The organism is Streptomyces sp. GDS52 (genome assembly GCF_052246875.1).
Classification (GTDB): Bacteria; Actinomycetota; Actinomycetes; order Streptomycetales; family Streptomycetaceae; genus Streptomyces; species Streptomyces cathayae.
In genome coordinates this window covers 981896-1001158 of sequence record NZ_CM125966.1, presented here as the reverse complement: position 1 = coordinate 1001158, position 19263 = coordinate 981896, and the positions used below count along the sequence as shown (strand labels likewise).

At 74.2% G+C, this 19263-nt stretch carries 12 protein-coding genes; all 12 read left to right on the top strand.

Features of this window, described 5'->3' with window-relative positions; translation table 11 throughout:
* Window positions 1–73: 73 nt before the first annotated feature.
* The 12 genes from ACTWJ9_RS04520 (at window position 74) to ACTWJ9_RS04465 (ending at window position 19161) form a co-directional block, all read left to right on the top strand.
* Entirely contained in the window at window positions 74–2956 is a 2883-nt protein-coding gene (locus ACTWJ9_RS04520) for an SNF2-related protein (protein ID WP_443295851.1), read from the top strand.
* The gene (locus ACTWJ9_RS04515; protein ID WP_443295229.1) at window positions 2953–5130 is read left to right on the top strand and encodes an SWIM zinc finger family protein; all 2178 of its coding nucleotides are present in this window, start codon (window positions 2953–2955) and stop codon (window positions 5128–5130) included. Before ACTWJ9_RS04520 ends, ACTWJ9_RS04515 begins: the two co-directional genes overlap by 4 nt.
* Window positions 5131–5348: 218 nt before the next feature.
* A complete protein-coding gene (locus ACTWJ9_RS04510) occupies window positions 5349–7484 on the top strand; it encodes a hypothetical protein (protein WP_443295228.1) in 2136 nt (711 codons plus the stop codon).
* A gap of 149 nt (window positions 7485–7633) precedes the next feature.
* A complete protein-coding gene (pelF, locus tag ACTWJ9_RS04505; protein ID WP_279332856.1) occupies window positions 7634–9163 on the top strand; it encodes a GT4 family glycosyltransferase PelF in 1530 nt (509 codons plus the stop codon).
* On the top strand, window positions 9160–10569 hold the full coding sequence (locus ACTWJ9_RS04500; RefSeq protein ID WP_443295227.1) for a hypothetical protein: 1410 nt from the start codon (window positions 9160–9162) through the stop codon (window positions 10567–10569). The genes pelF and ACTWJ9_RS04500 overlap by 4 nt, the downstream gene beginning before the upstream one ends.
* Before the next feature lie 88 nt (window positions 10570–10657).
* Complete coding sequence (locus ACTWJ9_RS04495) at window positions 10658–11659, top strand: GDP-mannose 4,6-dehydratase (protein ID WP_384199411.1); 1002 nt, start codon at window positions 10658–10660, stop codon at window positions 11657–11659.
* Between the two features lie 88 nt (window positions 11660–11747).
* Window positions 11748–12461 carry a sugar phosphate nucleotidyltransferase gene (locus ACTWJ9_RS04490; RefSeq protein WP_384199413.1) on the top strand — a complete coding sequence of 238 codons (714 nt, stop codon included), beginning with the start codon at window positions 11748–11750 and terminating at the stop codon, window positions 12459–12461.
* Window positions 12462–12467: 6 nt separating this feature from the next.
* Entirely contained in the window at window positions 12468–13418 is a 951-nt protein-coding gene (locus ACTWJ9_RS04485; RefSeq protein WP_279332852.1) for an NAD-dependent epimerase/dehydratase family protein, read from the top strand.
* A complete protein-coding gene (locus tag ACTWJ9_RS04480) occupies window positions 13415–14089 on the top strand; it encodes a spherulation-specific family 4 protein (RefSeq protein ID WP_279332851.1) in 675 nt (224 codons plus the stop codon). The genes ACTWJ9_RS04485 and ACTWJ9_RS04480 overlap by 4 nt, the downstream gene beginning before the upstream one ends.
* A complete protein-coding gene (locus tag ACTWJ9_RS04475) occupies window positions 14086–14967 on the top strand; it encodes an endo alpha-1,4 polygalactosaminidase (protein WP_279332850.1) in 882 nt (293 codons plus the stop codon). Before ACTWJ9_RS04480 ends, ACTWJ9_RS04475 begins: the two co-directional genes overlap by 4 nt.
* 151 nt (window positions 14968–15118) lie before the next feature.
* Window positions 15119–17038 (top strand): ABC transporter ATP-binding protein, encoded by a 1920-nt coding sequence (locus ACTWJ9_RS04470; RefSeq protein WP_279332849.1) that lies wholly within the window; start codon window positions 15119–15121, stop codon window positions 17036–17038.
* A 1067-nt stretch (window positions 17039–18105) separates the two neighbouring features.
* The gene (locus ACTWJ9_RS04465) at window positions 18106–19161 is read left to right on the top strand and encodes a hypothetical protein (protein WP_387039973.1); all 1056 of its coding nucleotides are present in this window, start codon (window positions 18106–18108) and stop codon (window positions 19159–19161) included.
* Window positions 19162–19263 lie beyond the last annotated feature (102 nt).

The window sequence follows — 19263 nt, the reverse complement described above, 5'->3', positions numbered from 1 at the left end:
CGTGACGGCCGAGCGGCGCACGGCCGGGGCGGAGAGCGCAAGGATCGCTGAGAGTGCCGTGGGCGCGGAGGCGATGGAGCCGGCGGAGATCCCTGTCGGGCTCGCCGCGGTGTTCCTGCCCGCACCCCTTCCGCGCGACGGACGGATCGCCTTCTACGACCCCGAGGGCGACCCCGTCGAGCCCGTCGACTCCACGGGTCCCACGGGTCCCACGGACCCCATGGTGCTGACCGCCCCCGGGCCGGAGCCCGCCCCGCGTGCCCGGCTCACCGTCACCCACCCGCACGGCGCCGGGGTGCGGCGGCGGACGGTCGGCGCCCACTTCCTGTCCCTCGACCAGGCCCTGCCCCTGCTGGTCCGCGCCCGGCACGACCCCGCCGCCCATCCCGCCACCGCCTGCTGGGGCGCCGCCGCCCTGCACGCGCTGCGGCTCACCGCCCGCGGCCGGCTGCTGCCCGGTCTGACGCCCACCGGTCACGACGCCTGGCGGGCCGGCCCGCTCGACCCCGACGACGTGGCGCACCTGCGCGCGGTGGCCGCGGCCCTGCCGTTCGAGGGGCACGCGGTCCCGCTTCCCGGCTCCGGCCCGCTGCGGCTGCCGGAGCCGGAAGCACTCGTCCGCGCCTTCCTCGACGCGGTCGCGGACACCCTGCCCCGCACCCCCGCCGCGCCGTACGCCTCGGGGCTGCCGTTCGCCGCGCGAAAGGCCCAGCGGCTGCCCGGCGCCCACGACTGGGCCGCCGAGGTCGCCGCCGGCATGGACGCCGGGGTGCGCGTCTCGCTCCGCCTCGACCTCTCGGCGTTCGACCTGTTCGACGGCGCCGACCAGAGCGCGGCCGGCGACGGCGCGCGCGCGGCCGGTGCGGCGATCGTCCAGGTGCACAGCCTCGCCGACCCCACCCTCGTCGCCGACGCGGCGGCCCTGTGGGCGGGTACGGCGGACCGTGCGTTCGGCCCCCGCGCGCGGGTGGACGCGGCCCTCGCCGTCCGCCGGGCAGCCCGTGTCTGGGCCCCGCTGGACCGGCTCTCCGACCAGGACGTACCCGACGTGCTGGCCCTGTCGGAGGACGAGGTGAACGATCTGCTCGGCGTGGCCGCGACCCGGCTCGCGGCGGCCGGTGTCGCCGTGCACTGGCCCAGGGACCTCGCCCAGGACCTGACCGCGACGGCGGTGGTCCGGTCGGCCCCCGGTGCGGCGACCGACGGGAGCGGTTTCTTCGAGAGCGAGGACCTGCTGCGGTTCGGCTGGCAGCTCGCGCTCGGCGGCGATCCGCTCACCGAGGCCGAGATGGACGCCCTGGCCGAGGCCCACCGCCCGGTCGTCCGGCTGCGCGACCAGTGGGTACTGGTCGACCCGGCCCTCGTCCGCAAGGCCCGCACACGGGAATTGGGCCTGCTCGACCCCGTCGACGCGCTGTCCATCGCCCTCACCGGCACCGCGGAGGCCGACGGCGAGACCGTCGAGGCGGTCCCGGTCGGCGCCCTGGCGGTACTCCGCGACCGCCTCACCGCCGGCGTGCAGCCCGCCGACCCGCCGCCCGGACTCGACGCCACCCTGCGCGACTACCAGCTGCGCGGCCTGGCCTGGCTCGACCTCATGACCTCGCTCGGCCTCGGCGGCTGCCTCGCCGACGACATGGGCCTGGGCAAGACGATCACCCTCATCGCGCTGCATCTGAAGCGGGCCCGCACCGAGCCGACACTGGTCGTCTGCCCGGCCTCCCTGCTCGGCAACTGGCAGCGGGAGATCACCCGGTTCGCGCCCGGCGTCCCCGTGCGCCGCTTCCACGGCCCGGACCGCACCCTGGACGACCTGGCCGGGGGCTTCGTCCTCACCACCTACGGCACCATGCGTTCGGCCGCCCCGACACTGGCCGCACAGCGCTGGGGCATGGTCGTCGCCGACGAGGCCCAGCACGTCAAGAACCCGCACTCGGCCACGGCCAGGGCGCTGCGCACCATTCCGTCCCCGGCGCGCGTGGCGCTCACCGGCACCCCCGTCGAGAACAACCTCTCCGAGCTGTGGGCCCTCCTCGACTGGACGACCCCCGGGCTCCTCGGCCCGCTGAAGTCCTTCCGCGCCCGGCACGCCCGCGCGGTGGAGAACGGCGAGGACGAGCAGGCCGTCGAGCGCCTCTCCCGCCTGGTGCGGCCCTTCCTCCTGCGGCGCAGGAAGTCCGACCCGGGCATCGTCCCCGAACTGCCGCCGAAGACCGAGACGGACCACCCGGTCCCGCTCACCCGGGAACAGGCCGCGCTCTACGAGGCGGTGGTGCGCGAGTCGATGCTCGCCATCGAGACCGCCCAGGGCATGGGCCGCCGCGGTCTGGTGCTGAAGCTGCTGACCGCGCTCAAACAGATCTGCGACCACCCGGCGCTCTACCTCAAGGACGAGCACGCACGGGCCGGCGGCGACCGCATGGCGGCCCGCTCGGGCAAACTGGCCCTGCTGGACGAACTGCTGGACACCCTGCTCGCCGAGGACGGATCGGCCCTGGTCTTCACGCAGTACGTCGGCATGGCCCGGCTGATCACCGCGCATCTGACCGGGCGCGCGGTCCCGGTCGAGCTCCTCCACGGAAGTACGCCGGTACCGGAGCGGGAGCGCATGGTGGACCGCTTCCAGAGCGGTACGACCCCCGTCCTGGTCCTCTCCCTGAAGGCGGCGGGCACCGGCCTGAACCTCACCCGCGCGGGCCATGTCGTCCACTTCGACCGCTGGTGGAACCCGGCGGTCGAGGAGCAGGCCACCGACCGCGCCTACCGCATCGGCCAGACGCAGCCGGTCCAGGTCCACCGCCTCATCACCGAGGGCACGATCGAGGACCGTATCGCCGAGATGCTGGAGGCCAAGCGGGCCCTCGCCGACGCGATCCTCGGCTCCGGCGAGTCGGCGCTCACGGAACTCTCCGACCGCGAACTGTCCGATCTGGTCTCCCTGCGGAGGACGTCATGACGCCCCGCCCGTCCGACCAGGCGCGGGAGGCCCTGCGGGCGGCCCGCCGGCGTGCGGGCGCCGAACCGGCGAACGCCGAACCGGCGGACACCGAACCGGCGGACACCGGTACCCCGGACCGGCACCCCGCGCCCGCCGCCGCGCCCGACCCGGACCCGGGCACCGGGGCGCGCGGGCAGGCCGCGGACCGGGAGCAGCGCCCGGGTGACGTGGCCCGCGACGCCCTGCGCAGGGCGGTGCTCGCCCGACGCGCGGCGGGAACGGGACACCCCGAAGCGACCGGGCCCGCGGACGCGTCGGGGGAGAGGGGCACAGGAGCAGAGAAGGGCGACGAGGGCGACGAGGGTACGGACACCACCGCACCGTCGGCAGCCGCAGCCCCCCGGAACCGGCCGATCGCGCCGGACCGGCCGATCATGCCGGATCCGCCGGACCGGTCCGGCCGACGTCCCGGTGACATCGCGCGGGAGGCCCTGCGTTCGGCCCGGGAGGGAGCGCTGCGCGCACACACGGAGACAACCGACCGGGAGACCGACGACCGGGAAACCGGTGTGCGGGAAACAGGCGACCGGGAGACCGCCGTGCGGCGTGCCGGGAGCCTACCGTCGGGCACCGTTCCCCGGGTCCCGCGCACCACCCGGGGCGACCGCGCCGAGAGTGCCCGGACGGGTGAGCGAGCAGCGGAAGAAGGAGCGCACCAGGTACGGGAACTGCTCACCGGCGCCCTCCCCTCACCCCCCGAGGCGGACGAACCGGCCCCGAAGCCCAACGGAACCCGCCCCGAACCCCCGACCCTCCCGGCGCCCCCGGCACCCCCGACCCTCCCGGCGCCCCCGGCTTCTTCCACCCCCTCCGCCTCCCCGCCGTCGCACACCCCCCGCTCCATGGCCGCCCCCGCCCGCGACGGCGAGCTGCGCCGCACCTTCCCCGCGTTCCCGCCCGGCGCCTCGGCCGGACCGGGGTTCGCCGAGACCTGGTGGGGCAACGCGTGGGTCACGGCGCTGGAGGAGGGCGCGCTGGACACCGCGCGGCTGGCCCGCGGACGCCGGTACGCGGAGCGGGGACACGTCGACGCCGTCACCGTCACCCCCGGGCTCGTCCTCGCCTACGTCCAGGGGAGCCGCCCCCGCCCGTACCGGGTGCAGGTGCGGCTGCGCACCTTCGGGGACGCCGACTGGGAGCGCTTCCTGGACACCGCCGCCGACCGGCCCGGCGACATCGCGGCCCTGCTGGAAAAAGAGCTGCCCCAGTCCCTCGCCGACTGCGGGGCCCCGCTGCTCCCCCGTCCCGGGGACCTCGAACCGCAGTGCAGCTGCCCCGACTCCGGGCACCCCTGCAAGCACGCCGCCGCCCTCTGCTACCAGACCGCCCGGCTGCTCGACGCCGACCCGTTCGTGCTGCTCCTGCTGCGCGGCCGGGGCGAGCACCAGGTGATCGAGGCCCTGTCCCGGCGCAGCGCGGCCCGCGCGGCCCGCGCCACCCGGGGCAGGGAACCGGAGTCCCTCCCCGGAGTGCGGGCCGGTGAGGCCGTCGCCCGCCGCTGCCTCCCGCCGCTTCCGGCCCCGCTGCCCCCGCCCCCGCACCCCGAGCAGCCGCCCGTGTACCCCGCGTCCCCCGGCGGCCCGGACCCGTTCGCGCTCGACCAGCTCGCCACCGACGCCGCCGCCCGCGCGCACGCCCTGCTCACCACAGGCCGCGACCCCGTCGGCGGGCTCACGCTGTGGCAGGACGCGGTACGGCTGGCGGCCGCCCGCCCCGGCTCCGGGCTCACCGCGGCCACCCGCGCGCTGTACTCCTCGCTCGCCCGAGCGGCCGGGCGCACCCCGGCCGAGCTGGCGCGCGCGGTCGCCGCGTGGCGCCAGGGCGGTCCGACGGGACTCGACGCACTGGAGGACCCCTGGGACCCGCCGGCCGGCCGCTTCGACCGCGCCCGCCCACTGCTCCTCGCCGCCGACCTGCCCGCCTTCCGTCCCTGGCGCAACCACCTCACCCACCCCCGCGGACACGTCCAGCTCCGCCTCGGCCGGGACCACCTCTGGTACGCGTACGAGTCCGAACCGGGCCACGACGACTGGTGGCCCCGCGGCACCCCCGACCCGGACCCCGTCGGCGCCCTCACCGGCCTGGACGCCCTGGACGCCTTGGACGCCCTGGACAGCCCGGACATCCGATGACCGGCCCCGCCTCCGGACCGCCGGCACCCTGATGGCCGCCCGCGCTTTTCCGTCAGTTTTCGCAATTGGCCCACGAGAAGCACACAAAGCCGTCACCATGTGATGTGACGGATGCGTCGACGACTGGCTTCTGAGGGGGATGCCGGCGTCGCGCGCGGGGGTGCGTCGGCTCCGGTGGAGCGGTGTCCACCCCTGTCCGTGGGAGGGGACTGCACCGCATGAAGCGGATCACACGCACCGCCGTGTTCACGGTGGGCGCACTCATCGCTGCCCTGGGTGTGCCGGGCGCGGCCGCGCACGCCGCCGACGACTTACCCCGCGTCGACCTGCGTGTCCTGGTCGTCAGCGACGGGGGTCCGGCCGTGGACGCGATCGCGGCCGAACTGAGGACCGCCGGCACGCCGTACACCGAAGTGGACCTCACCCGGTCCGACCGCCCCGTCATCGACTCCGGCTTCCTCGCCGACACCGTGGACGGGCTGCCACGCGCCAAGTACCAGGCGGTGGTGCTGCCCAACGACAACCCGTTCCCGGCGAACGCGCCCGAGATGACGGCGCTCGCCGCCTACGAGCGGACCTACGACATCCCGCAGGTCGACGCCTACACCTACGCGCGCCCGGAGGCGGGCCTGGAGTACCCGGTCGGCGACGGCTACGCCGGCAGCATCGACGGGGTGCGGGCCGAGGTGACCGACGCGGGCCGGGCAGGCCCCTTCGGCTACCTGGACGGCCAGGTCCCCTTCGAGGACAACTCACCTGCCGTGAGCGAAAGTTACGCCTACCTGTCGACCCCCGTGGCCGGCGCGGACTTCACTCCGTACGTCGAGGCCGCGATCCCGGGCGGGACCGGGCGGGGTTCGCTGGTGGGGGAGTACCGGCACGACGGACGGCGGGAACTCGTCGTCACCTTCGTCTACAACCAGCACCAGCAGCAGTTCGGACTGCTGGCCCGGGGCATCGTGGACTGGATGACCGGCGGCGTGCACCTGGGCGCCTCCAGGAACTACTTCGCCGTGCACGTCGACGACGTCCTCGCCGCCGACGACCGCTGGGACACGGAGCTGAACTGCACTCCCGGCGACGTCGACTGCCCGGAGGGCGAGGGCACACCCGACCCGATCCGCATGCTCCCCGCCGACGTGGACCACGCCACCTCCTGGCAGAGCGAGCAGGACTTCACCCTCGACCTCGCCTACAACGGCGCCGGCAGCGTCGACCACCGCCAGGGCAACGGCGGAGCCGACCCCCTGGCGGACAGACTGATCGCCGAGCGGGACCGGTTCCGCTGGATCAACCACACCTACACGCACTCCTTCCTCGGCTGCGAGCAGGACACATCGGTGGTGCCGTGGCGGTGCGCCACCCACGCCGACGGCAGCACCAAGTGGGTCGGCCGCACGGCCATCGCCGACGAGATCGCCGCCAACCGCGTCTGGGGAGAGACCGCCGGACTGCCCCTGCACGACGACGAGTTGGTGACCGGCGAACACTCCGGACTCAAGGTGCTGCCGCAGCAGCCCGAGGACAATCCGAACCTGGCCCCCGCCCTCGCCGACAACGGCATCACCTGGCTCGCCTCGGACAACTCCCGCGACCCCGTGCAGCGTCGGGTCGGGCCGGCCACGACCGTCTCGCGCTACCCGATGAACGTCTTCTTCAACGCCGGGCGGACGGCCGAGCAGGTCGACGAGTACAACTGGATCTACACCAGCCGTGCCCAGGGCGGAAGCGGCATCTGCGAGGACAACCCGGCCACCACGACGTGCCTGCCGGCTCCGCTGGACCCCGCGACGGGGTACACCGGGTACATCGTCCCTCTGGAGACCCGGATCGCGTTCGGCCACGTCCTCGCCAACGATCCCAAGCCGCACTTCATCCACCAGTCCAACCTGGCCGAGGACCGCATCGCCTACCCGGTCCTGGACGGCGTACTCGACGGCTACGAGGCCCTGTTCGCCGACGACACCCCCGTGGTGAACCTGCGGATGAAGGACATCGGCGCCGAACTCCAGCGCCGTGCCGCCTGGGCCGACGCCCTGCGGGAAGACCAGGTCACCGCCTACCGCGTCGGCGGCACGGTGACCGTAGAGGCGCCGGACGGCACGGCCGTCACCGCCACCGCGCCCGCCGGGACCACCCTCGCGGGAGACGCGTTCGGCGAGGCCTACGCGGGCCGGGTGTCCGGCTGGACGCGGACGGCGGGCCAGGCCGCCCTCTCCTTCACCCTGCCGGCCTCCGCCACCGACGGCGACGGAGCGGCCCCGGAGGCGAAGGCTCCGGTCGCCGAGCCGGCCCCGGACACCCGGGTCCCCGCCGGCGTGCGGGACCACGTGCCGTACACCGCGCGGAACTGAACGGCCCACCGGCCCACCCGAGGCACCGGCCCCGGTCACCGACGGGTGACCGGGCGCCGGGGCCCGCCCCGGCGCGATCCCCGCCCCGGCACGATCCCCACCCCGCGCCGCACCCCACCCCACCCCGTACCCGGCCGTGGAGCCCACCGATGTACGTTCACCACGGCGCGCGCCGCCCCAGCTCGGCGCGCGTCACCCTGCTCACCGAAGGCACCTATCCGCACAGTCACGGCGGTGTGAGCGTCTGGTGCGACCAACTCGTCCGCGGCATGCCCGACATCGACTTCGACGTCCTCGCCGTCACCGGCACCGGCCGCGAACCCGTCGTGTGGGACCTGCCCGCACACGTCTCGAACCTCCTGACCGTCCCGATGTGGGGACCCCCGCCCGCGGGCCGTCCGCCCGGGCGGCGGCCGCGCGAAGTCCTGGCCGGTGCCTACGAGCAGTTCCTGACGGCGCTGCTCGACCCGTGCGCGGAGAGCGGATTCGCCCCGGCCCTGTACACCATGGCGCGGGCCGCCGCCGACGGAACACTCGGCCCGTTCCTGCGCGGCGACCGGGCGATCGCCGTGCTGACCGCCGTGTGGAACCGCCGGGGCCTGGTCGTCCGTGAGGCCCGCCCCACGCTGCACGACGCGGTCACCGCCACCGGACTGCTCGAGCACGCCCTGCGCCCGCTGGCCGCGCCCCTGCCGAGGGACGGGGTCGCCCACGCGGTCAGCGGGGGGATCGCCGTCCTGCCCGGACTGGCCGCCCTGGAACGGCACGGCGTCCCCCTGCTCCTCACCGAGCACGGCGTCTACCTCCGCGAGCGTTACCTCGGCTACCGCACCGGCCCCTACCGCTGGCCGGTCAAGGCGCTCGTCCTGGGCTTCTTCCGGCTGCTGGCCGAGGAGAGCTACCGCAGGGCCGCCCTGATCACACCGGGCAACCGCTACAACCGGCTGTGGGAGGAGGAGGGCGGGGCCGACCCGGCGTCGATCCGCACGGTCTACAACGGGGTGGACCCGGAGGCCTTCCCGCCGGCCGGACCCGAACCGGAGGCGCCGACCCTCAGCTGGGCCGGCCGCGTCGACCCGATCAAGGACCTGGAGACCCTCGTCCGGGCCCTCGCCCTGGTCAGGGCGGAACAGCCCGGCGTCCGGCTGCGGCTGTTCGGCGGGACACCCCGGGGCGGGGAGGCCTACCGGGAGCGGTGCGAGGCCCTGGCCGCCGAACTCGGTCACGGGGACGCCGTCGTCTTCGAGGGCCGCGTCGACGACATCAGGGACGCGTACGCCGCCGGCAACGTCGTGATGCTCTCCAGCATCAGCGAGGGCTTCCCCTTCACGCTGATCGAGGCCATGTCCTGCGGGCGGGCGACGGTCTCCACCGATGTCGGCGGAGTCCGCGAGGCCGTGGGTGACGCGGGTCTCGTCGTACCGCCCCGGGACCCGGCCGCGATGGCCGCCGCCGCGCTGGAACTGCTCGGCGATCCCGCACGGCGTGCGGCCCTGGGGGAGGCCGCCCGGCTCCGGGTGATCGAGCAGTTCACCCTGCGCCGGACCGTCGACACCTTCCGCGCCGTCTACCTCGAGCTCTCCGGCCCCCGGCGGCAGCCGGCCGGCCGTGCCGCACCGCCCCCGGACGAGCGCACACAGGTTCCGTCACCCGGGGCGACGAGGAGCGTGGCCGTATGAGCGGCCCCATGGCACTGGAACCGGGCGGGGCCGAACAGGACACCCTCGCCCTCCGGCCGCCCGCCGTACTCCGGCCGCCGCGGGCCCTCCCGGCCGACGACACCACCCTCACCATGCGATTACCGCGGCCCGTGCCGGACCAGGAGGAGGTGGACCGGCTGGCCGCCGACCTGGCCGACCGCATCGGCCCCGCCGTGCACCCCTACGAGGTGGCCGCGCTGCTGGAGGCGGAAGGACTGCCCACGGACGTGATCCGGCGGCGGTACGGCCATCCGAACCTGTTCTCCCTGGCCTCCGCCCTGTACGAGCGCGTCCCCAGGACGTTCCCCGACCTCGCCCCCGCCCCCGACCCCTGGCGTCCCGACACCGTGCGCTGCCTGCTGCGCGGCGTGCTGTTCGCCCTGCCCGGCCTCGCCTACCTGCTCGTCGCACCGCTGGGGCAGGCGGCACGGCACGCGCCCGCCCTCATCGCGGCCGGCGTCGTCTCCTGGGCCTGGGGCCAGGCCCTGGGGCACCGCGCCCACCTGCGCCTGGCGACGGGGCGCCACGAGGCGGGCCGCACCCTGCTGACCGGAGCCGTCCTCGGCGCGGCCCTGGCCACGGCGACCGCGGCCGTGGTGGCCGGCGGCGGACCGGTCGTCCTGGCCGCCGCCGCACAGTCGCTGTACCTGGCCGCCGCCTCGGTGCTGCTGGTCCTCGCCCGGGAACGGCTGCTGCTGGCGGCCCTGACACCGCTGATCGCCGGCGCCGCGTTGCTGCCGTGGCGGGAGCCCGGCCCCGTGCTGAGGCTCGGTCTGCCCCTGCTGGCGCTGGCGGCCACGCTCGCCACCACCGGCCGGGTGCTCCGGGGCGTGCTCGGCACCCCGCCCGTCCCCGGCGCGCGCCGGCCACCGCTGCGGGCCTCCCTGCCCTACGGACTCTTCGGCCTCGCCGCGGCGTCCCTGGTCCTGCTGGAGGGCCGACAGCATCCGTACGCCGTGATCGTGCTGACCGTGAGCATGGGACCGGCCGAGTGGCTGCTGTACCGCTACCGCGGCCGGTCGGTCGCGGCGCTGCGGGCGACCGCGACGCCCACCGCCTTCCTCCTGCGGTCGGCCGGCCTGCTCGCTCTCTGCCTGCTCGCCTACCTCCTGCCGCTGACGCCCGCGGCCCTCCTCACCGGAGCCGACCCCGCCGCCCTGCTGCTCCTCGCCGCGACACTGTGGACCGCCCTGCTGCTCCAGGCGTTCGGCATCGCCTGGCCCCCCGCCCTGATCTGCCTGACCGCCGCGGGCTGCGCCGCCCTGGTCACCCTGCTGCGCCTGCCACCGGGCCCGGCCGTCCTGCCGCTGTGCTGCGCCGCCGCGGCCCTGTGCCTGTCGGTGTGCGTGCTGTGGCTGCTCGGCCGGCCGGCGGTACACGCCTGACCGCCCGCGCGCACGACATCACCACCACCCGCGACCCGTACCGCACCGTCGCACCGCACCCGTTCAAGCAACCGGAAGGACACCTGCGTTGACCTCCGCACCGCTCGCCGCCGTCACCGGGGCCGAAGGCTTCATCGGCTCCCACCTCACCGAAGCGCTCGTCGCCGCCGGACACCGCGTCCGGGCCATGGCCCAGTACAACTCCTTCTCCTCCTACGGATGGCTGGAGGCCCTGTCCCCGGACGTCCTGGACCAGGTGGAGATCGTCCTCGGCGACGTCCGGGACCCCGGATCGGTACGCGGACTGCTCGAAGGAGCCGACAGCGCCTACCACCTGGCCGCGCTCATCGCGATCCCGTACTCGTACCGGGCGCCGCACAGTTACGTGGACACCAACGTGACCGGCACCCTCAACGTGCTCGAAGCGGTACGCCAGTTGGGCACACCGAGGCTGGTGCACACCTCCACGAGCGAGACCTACGGCACCGCGCGGACCGTGCCGATCACCGAGGACCACCCCATCAACACCCAGTCCCCGTACGCCGCTTCGAAGGCGGGCGGGGACCGGCTGGCCGACAGCTACCACGCGAGCTTCGACACGCCGGTGGTGACGCTGCGGCCGTTCAACACCTTCGGGCCGCGCCAGTCGATGCGCGCGGTGATCCCCACCGTCATCGGCCAGGTCGCGGCGGGGGAACGCACCATCACCCTCGGCGACCTGCGGCCCACGCGGGACTTCACCTACGTGAAGGACACGGCGCAGGCCTTCCTCGCCGTCGGCACCGCACCCGCCGAGCAGGTCGTGGGCCGCACCTTCAACGCCGGGACCGGAGGGGAGATCTCGGTCGGCGACCTCGTCGCGCTGATCGGCAAGGTCATGGACAGCGCCCTCGACGTGCGGGAGGACACGGCACGGCTGCGGCCCGCCAACTCCGAGGTGATGCGCCTGGTCGCCGACGCCACCCGGCTCGCCGCCGCCACCGGCTGGAAGCCCGCCCACACGCTGGAGCAGGGGCTCGCCCGGACCGTGGAGTTCTTCCGCGACCCGGCCCACCTGGCCCGCTACAAGACCGGCATCTACAACATCTGACCCGTCCGGCCCGCACCACCCGGCCCGCACCGTCCGGCCGGTGTCCGGCACGTCCCCGGGAACACGAAGGATCCGAAGGAGAAGCCCCATGCACGCAGTGATACTGGCCGGAGGCAAGGGCGTCCGGCTGCGGCCCTACACCACGGCCCTCCCCAAGCCGCTCGTCCCCATCGGCGACCAGCACGCCATCCTGGAGATCGTGCTGCGCCAGCTCGCCACGTCCGGCTTCACCCACTGCACCATCGCCATCGGCCACCTCGGCGAGATCATCCGCGCCTACGTCGGCGACGGCTCCCAGTGGGGCATGGAGATCGACTACGCCACCGAGGAGAACCCGCTGGGCACGATGGGCCCCCTGCTCTCGCTGCGCGAGCGGCTGCCCGAGACCTTCCTGGTGATGAACGGCGACGTCCTGACCGACCTCGACTACGCCGACGTCCTGAACCGGCACCGGGAATCCGGTGCCCCGCTGACCATCGCGACCTACGCCCGCAAGGTCCGCATCGACTTCGGCGTGCTGACCACCCGGGCGAGCCAGGTCGTCGCCTTCACGGAGAAGCCCAGCATGGACTACCGCGTCTCCATGGGCGTCTACGGGCTGTCCCGCTCGACGCTCGAGGGCTACACGCCCGGCCTCCCGCTGGGCTTCGACGAACTCGTCCTGGACCTCCTCGCCGCCCAGCGCCCGCCGCACGCCTACGAGTTCGACGGATACTGGCTGGACATCGGACGCCCGGACGACTACGACCGGGCCAACGCGGAGTTCACCACCCGCAAGTCCATGCTGCTCAAGGGGGCCTGAGCACCCATGCGCGTTCTCGTCCTGGGCCGCACCGGTTACCTGGGCCGTCATGTCGTCGCCCACCTGCGCGGCCTGCCGGACACCCAGCTGCCCGAGGCCGGCCGTTCGACCGCGGGGGCCGGCGCGGGTCTGCGCGTCGACCTGGCCACCGACTCCCCCGACCGGCTCGCCAAGACCCTGGCGGAGGCGGCGCCCGACGCCGTGATCAACTGCGCGGGCGCGACCGCCGGGGACGCGGTCACCCTGGCCGAGGTCAACACCCGCGGCCCCGCCGTCCTGTGTGCGGCACTGCGGCAGGCCGCTCCCCGGGCACGCCTGGTGCACCTGGGGTCGGCCGCCGAGTACGGCCCGGGGGAACAGGGCACCAAGGTGACGGAGACGGCGGCGACCCGCCCGCTCGGACCGTACGGCGCGACCAAACTCGCGGGCACGGCGGTGGTGACGGCCTCCGGCCTGGACGCGGTGGTGCTGCGGGTGGGCAATCCGGTGGGACCGGGCGCGCCGCCCACCGGGCTGCCCGGCAGGGTCGCCGCCCTGCTGCGCGAGACCGGCGCGGCCGAGCCGGAGGCAGGAACAGGGGCGGTACTGCGGCTCGGTGACCTGTCCGCGTACCGCGACTTCGTCGACGCACGCGATGTCGCACGTGCGGCGGTGCTCGCCGCCTTGGCGGCCGGGCCGCTCCCGCCCGTGCTCAACATCGGCGGCGGCGAGGCGGTCCGGGTGCGCGACCTGGTGCACCTGCTGGCCCGCCGGGCCGGTTTCGGGGGACGAATCGAGGAGGCCGCAGGGGCCACGGGGGCCACGGGCGGATCGGCCCGCTCGGCGGCGGTGTCCTGGCAGTGCTCCGACATCACGGCGGCGGGCGAGGCACTCGACTGGCGTCCCTCGTACCCCCTCGAGGAGTCACTGGCCGCGCTGTGGGCGGACGCCGGCGCGGAAGGCGGCCGTACGCCGTGAGCCTGCTGATCCCCCTGTACGTCCACCCGGCCGAGGACCCGGGCGCCTGGCACCGGCTGATCACGGCAGCCGACCGCACCCACTCCGTCGTGCTCAACCCCGCGAACGGCCCCGGGACCGGGCCGGACCAGGCGTTCACGGCGGTCGCGGAGGCGCTGCGGGCGGCCGGAGCCCGGCTGCTCGGCTACGTCGACACCGACTACGGCGCGCGGGACCCGTCCGCGGTCACCGCCGACGCGCGCCGGCACCGGGAGTGGTACGCGGTCGACGGCTGCTTCCTGGACCGGGTGAGCGCGGGGCCGGACGGCCTGCCGGGCTGCCGCAGGCTGGTCCGGTCCCTGCGCGGGGCCGGCGCGCGGACCGTCGTGCTCAACCCCGGAGTGGACCCGGCGCCCGGCTACGTCCGCCTCGCCGACCTGACCGTCACCTTCGAAGGACACTGGTCCACCTACGCCGCCGCGTTCAGCCGCCCCGCCCGGACGAAGCCGCACCCACCGGAACGGATCTGCCACCTCGTCTACGGCGTGCCCGAGGCACTCGTACCCTTGGCCGTACGCACCGCACAGGACCGCGGCGCCGGGGTCTGCTGCCCCGTGACGGGCGAACTGCCCAACCCATGGGCCGAGTTGACCCCTGCCCTGACCGTGGCCGAAACCGAGGGACGAGCATGACCGGGAAGCCTCCGCCCCACACGCCCGCGCCGAGGGTGCCGGCCGCGTCGACCGCGCCGCCCGTGCTGATCGCGTCGGTCGTGCTGCTCGTGCTGGCCGTCACGGCCCTGACCGGGTGCTCCGCCCCGCCCCGCACCTCACCGGAGGCCCCGACCGGGACCTCCCCCGCCCCCGGCGGGGAACGCTGGCGCCCGCGCCCCGGGCTCGCCTGGCAGTGGCAGCTCGACGGCAGGGCCGACCCGTCGGTCGAGGTGCCCGTCTACGACATCGACGGCTTCGAGAACACCGCCGCGGACGTGGCCCGCCTCCACCGCGACGGCCGCAAGGTGATCTGCTACGTCAACGTCGGCGCCTGGGAGGACTTCCGGCCCGACCGGGACGAATTCCCGCGCTCCGTCCTCGGCAGGAACAACGGCTGGGAGGGCGAGCGCTGGCTGGACATCCGCCGGATCCCCGTACTGAAGCCGATCATGGAGCGACGGTTCGACATGTGCCGGGACAAGGGCTTCGACGCGGTGGAGCCGGACCTGATGGAGGGCTACGGCAACGACACCGGGTTCCCGCTCACCGCCGCCGACCAGCTCCGCTACAACCGCATGATCGCGGACATCGCGCACGCACGCGGTCTGTCGGTGGGCCTCAAGAACGACCTGCCGCAGATCCCGCAGCTCGTGGACGACTTCGACTTCGCCGTCAACGAGGAGTGCGCGCAGTACGGCGAGTGCGCCGAACTCACTCCGTTCATCGAGGCGGGCAAGGCGGTCTTCCACGTGGAGTACGCGGAGCCGACCGGTGAATTCTGTGCCGAGTCCCGCGAACTGAAACTGTCGTCCATGCGCAAGAAGCTGGAACTGGGGGTCTGGCGGGACCCGTGCTGACCCCCGGACACCGCTGACCCCCGGACACCGCTGCGCCGCGTACGCCGAACGCGGCGCAGAGGTGTCCGGTTCTCACCGGTCCGCGGTAAATGCCTGGACCGGGAGCCTCCCCTGACGGGAAACTTCCGACTTCCGAACCTCCGGGAGTGTGATGGGGACAACAGATACGCGAGGGCCGGCGCCGGGCAGGAGCGCGGTCGTCCTGGCCCTGCGCCGCTACGGCCGGGAACTGCTGCGACTACGACTGCTGGCGCTGCCCGCGCTGCTGCTGCCGGCCGTGGGCAACATCGGCATCCGCTACGTCGCCCCCCTGCTGATCGCCAAACTGGCGGGACAGGCCGCCGGCGACGGCGGTCTCACCCTCGCCTCGGCGCTGCCGTACGTGCTGGGCTTCGGCGTGACGCTGCTGCTCGCCGAGGCCGTGTGGCGGGTCGGGCAGCACTGCCTGAACCGCGTGGACGCCCTCGGCATGGAGCACCTGTACGTGAGCGGCATGGACGAACTCCTCGCCAAGGACGCCGCGTTCTTCCACGACAACTTCGCCGGCTCCCTGACCAAACGGGTGCTCAGCTACGGCAAGCGCTTCGAGGACTTCGTCGACACGCTGACGTACCGGATCGTGGGCAGTCTCGTCCCCCTGGTGTTCGGCGCCGTGGTGCTGTGGAGCTACGAACCGATGCTCGTCGTCGGCCTCCTGGTGATGATCGCGCTGACCGTGGTGGCCGCGACACCGCTGATCCGCCGCCGGCAGAGGCTCGTCAACGACCGTGAGGCCGCGATCGCCCGGGTCTCCGGCCACGTCGCCGACAGCCTCATGAACATGGAGACCATCCGGGCGTTCGCCGCCGAGCGGCGGGAGGCCGACGAACACCGCAGCCGGGTCGCGGACTCCCGGCGCCTGACGCTGACGTCGTGGGACTACGGCAATCTGCGCGTCGACACCCTGATCGCCCCCCTGTCCGTGCTGACCAACGTGCTGGGCCTGTTGGTCGCCGTCGCCTTCGGCGGTCCGGGCCAGGGAGTGGAGGAGATCGTCGTCGCCTTCACCTACTACTCCAACGCGACCCAGATCATGTTCGAGTTCAACCAGATCTACCGGCGGCTGGAGAGCTCGATGACCGAGGCCGCGCAGTTCACGGAGTTGCTGCTGGACCCGCCCACCGTGCTCGACCCGGCCGAACCCGAACCGCTCGCACTGCGGGACACCGGCGTCCGCTTCGAGGCGGTGACCTTCGCCCACACGGGTGCGAAGCCGATCTTCGAGGGCCTCGACCTGGACGTGCCCGCAGGCGCACGGATCGGTCTGGTCGGCAGGTCCGGCGGCGGCAAGACCACACTCACCCGGCTGCTGCTGCGGATGTCGGACATCGACGACGGCCGCATCCTGATCGGCGGACAGGACATCAGCCGGCTGCGCCAGAGCGACCTGCGCTCACTGATCGCCTACGTTCCGCAGGAACCCGCGATGTTCCACCGCAGCCTGCGGGACAACATCGCCTTCGCCCGGCCCGGCGCCACCGATGCGGAGGTCCGCGCGGCGGCCGAGGCCGCGCACGTCACGGAGTTCGCCGAACAACTCCCCGACGGCTTCGCCACCCTGGTGGGCGAGCGGGGAGTCAAACTCTCGGGCGGCCAGCGCCAGCGCGTCGCCCTCGCCCGGGCCATCCTGCGCGACGCCCCGATCCTGCTGCTCGACGAGGCGACCAGCGCGCTGGACTCGGAGAGCGAACTCCTCGTCCAGGACGCCCTGTGGCGGCTGATGGACGGACGTACGGCCCTCGTGGTCGCCCACCGTCTGAGCACCGTCGCCGGAATGGACCGTCTCGTCGTCCTCGACCGCGGACGCGTCGTCGAACAGGGCGCCCACGAGGAACTGCTCGCGGCGAACGGTGCCTACGCCAAACTGTGGCAGCACCAGTCGGGCGGCTTCCTCGGCGAGAGCACCGACTCGGCCCCCGAGTGCCCGGTCCCCGAAGCCGGTCCCGGCGGGCTGCCCGGACCGGCCGACCCGGCGCCGGACGGGGCTCGCAGGACGTCGTCGCACGCTCGTGCGAGCACGTGGTTCACATGATCGAGACGATTCTCGGACATTCTCGACCGCACCCGGCGGCACGCTCCTGCGTCCCCCCGCGTGCGGTGGACGCAGGAGCGCCGCAGGAAAAACGACCGTGCTCCCGGACCGGCTGACGCGGTCCGGCTTCGCCGCGCTGTGCGAGGTCAGCCCGGTGGAGCGCTCCCCGGGCGGCGTCGTTCTCGCGGTGAGGGCGGTCTGAGCGTTCCGTCGGGCTGGAGCGACTCGCCCCGGGTGCCGGACAACCCCGGGGGCCTGAACGTCCACGGAAGCAGCGCAGGCAACGACCTGAAGCCGCCCGGGTTCTGATCAGGGCCGCGGGCCAGGTGACGACTCGCCCTCCGGCCCGGCGGCACCGGCTCCACCGACAGGGCCGGGAGCGTGCGACAGCATCACCGCTGCCTGCCGACGGAGGGAGGCGATCGCCTCGACCAGCTGATCACGCAGGCACGCCCCCGCATCCATCCCGGCTGCCGCCGCGGTCGAGCCCGGACCGTCCGGTCGGTCCCGGCCACCCGGTTCTGAGTCTTTCAAGCGAGCCGGTCCGCGAGGACACGCACCCCGGCAGCGGCAACGAGCACCGCTGAGCCGATGACCATCACGGCCCGGCCCCGCCTGCCGTCCCGCCGGACACCGGCGCCCAGGCCGGCGCGATCGGGCCGGGAGCGGGTCGGCCCGGGCGGTGCCGCACGGGGCACCGCGTCATCGACGCGAGGATTCACGCCCGGACCAACGCGTGATCAGGATTTTCGACACAGCACCTCCGCCGCCCTCACCCGTTCGGCCCACGCTGCCTTCACCACGGCGCCCACCCGGGGGTCGGGCCGCCCCGGAAGGTCTTTTCCGCCTGGTGCCGTGGGCCCCACCGGGGTGGCCGGCGGCAGGCCTGAGGCGTCCCGGCCGGTCTTGGCCGTATCGGACGCGGACCCGGTCGCCGGGCAGTCTTGCCGGGGGTGCCACAGGATGGTCCCTGGCTGCCCGGCCTCGGCACTGGCCGCAGACAGCCGATTCCCGACGCGCGGCGGGCGTGGGCCGGCCGCCTGACCCCCACCCCAGGGAGCCACCCCATGACAGTGATGACGGACGCGCTGGTACCGGCGCTGGAGGACGCTCGTGAGGCACATGAGGCGGTCGTCGACCGATTGCGGGCGGATGCGACCATCACGCCACCCGGCCCGTACCGGCAGATGCTCGAGCGCCAGGTGGACGAGGTCCAGGACAGCCTCCGGCGCATCGAGCACCACATGCGCGAGCTGCGGCCCCGCAGCGGGCTGGTCGGGGACCGCGTCGATATCGCGCGGTTCATCTCGCGCAGCGCCGTGCGCACCGTCATGCTGCCGCTGACGATCGGATCCACGCTCATAACGGACATGCTGCGCGGCCAGCGGCCCCACGACGAGCGGCGGCTGCTGAAAAACGCCCAGGACGAGTACGCGGTCACCGCCCGGGCGCTGGCGGCCTGCCGGGCCGGGCAGAGCATCGCCGAAGTGGCCCACGACCAGGCCACCGCCGACCTGCTCGCCGCACTGCGCCGCCAGGACGAGGAACTGCTCGAACAACTGGAGGACAGCGTCGCCCAGAACGCCCGGGCCGTGGCGGCCGCGGCCAACGGCTTCATCCAGGAGAACGGCGGCGGCTGGGCCGACGCGGCCGCCCACGCCGTGCGGACCGCCGCCAACCGGGTGCAAGACGTCGCCCAGAGCGGCGGCCGACGGGCCCGGGGTGCCGCCGGGGGCGCGGTGCGCGAGATGCCCGGGCCCACCCGCATGGCCGAAAAGGTCCAGGGTGCGGTGACCCGGGAGGAGGAATTGCCGATCCTCCGCTTCAGCCAGCTCAGCGTCGACGAAATCCAGCAGCAGCTGCGCACACTCTCCCAGTCGGACCTGACGGTCATCGAGGGATACGAGCGCACCCACTCCAACCGCCCCCCGGTCCTGGACGCCATCGAGCAGCTGCGCGGCAGCGAACCCTGGCCCGGCTACGACACCATGAGCCCGGACAAGCTCACCGCCCAGGTGCAGAACGTCCCCGCCGGCGTCGCCCGCCAGGTCCAGGAGTACGAACGACGCCACCAGCAGCGCCAGAAGGTCATCTCCGCCGCCGAGGCACGCACCACCCCCTGACGCCCACAGGCGAGCGTCTGCCGGTAGACGGGTGAGGGCAGTGCGGCGCGTTCGCGCTGCCGGCGCCCGGAGGAACTCATGACAGCCCTGGAGCCGCCCTCA

Bases quoted from the DNA above. Each gene is read 5' to 3' on its own strand.
- ACTWJ9_RS04485 (WP_279332852.1), top strand. From the start codon at position 12,468: ATGCGCGTTCTCGTCCTGGGCCGCACCGGTTACCTGGGCCGTCATGTC.
- ACTWJ9_RS04490 (WP_384199413.1), top strand. From the start codon at position 11,748: ATGCACGCAGTGATACTGGCCGGAGGCAAGGGCGTCCGGCTGCGGCCC.
- ACTWJ9_RS04515 (WP_443295229.1), top strand. From the start codon at position 2,953: ATGACGCCCCGCCCGTCCGACCAGGCGCGGGAGGCCCTGCGGGCGGCC.
- pelF (WP_279332856.1), top strand. From the start codon at position 7,634: ATGTACGTTCACCACGGCGCGCGCCGCCCCAGCTCGGCGCGCGTCACC.
- ACTWJ9_RS04500 (WP_443295227.1), top strand. From the start codon at position 9,160: ATGAGCGGCCCCATGGCACTGGAACCGGGCGGGGCCGAACAGGACACC.
- ACTWJ9_RS04470 (WP_279332849.1), top strand. From the start codon at position 15,119: ATGGGGACAACAGATACGCGAGGGCCGGCGCCGGGCAGGAGCGCGGTC.
- ACTWJ9_RS04465 (WP_387039973.1), top strand. From the start codon at position 18,106: ATGACAGTGATGACGGACGCGCTGGTACCGGCGCTGGAGGACGCTCGT.
- ACTWJ9_RS04520 (WP_443295851.1), top strand. From the start codon at position 74: ATGGAGCCGGCGGAGATCCCTGTCGGGCTCGCCGCGGTGTTCCTGCCC.
- ACTWJ9_RS04510 (WP_443295228.1), top strand. From the start codon at position 5,349: ATGAAGCGGATCACACGCACCGCCGTGTTCACGGTGGGCGCACTCATC.
- ACTWJ9_RS04475 (WP_279332850.1), top strand. From the start codon at position 14,086: ATGACCGGGAAGCCTCCGCCCCACACGCCCGCGCCGAGGGTGCCGGCC.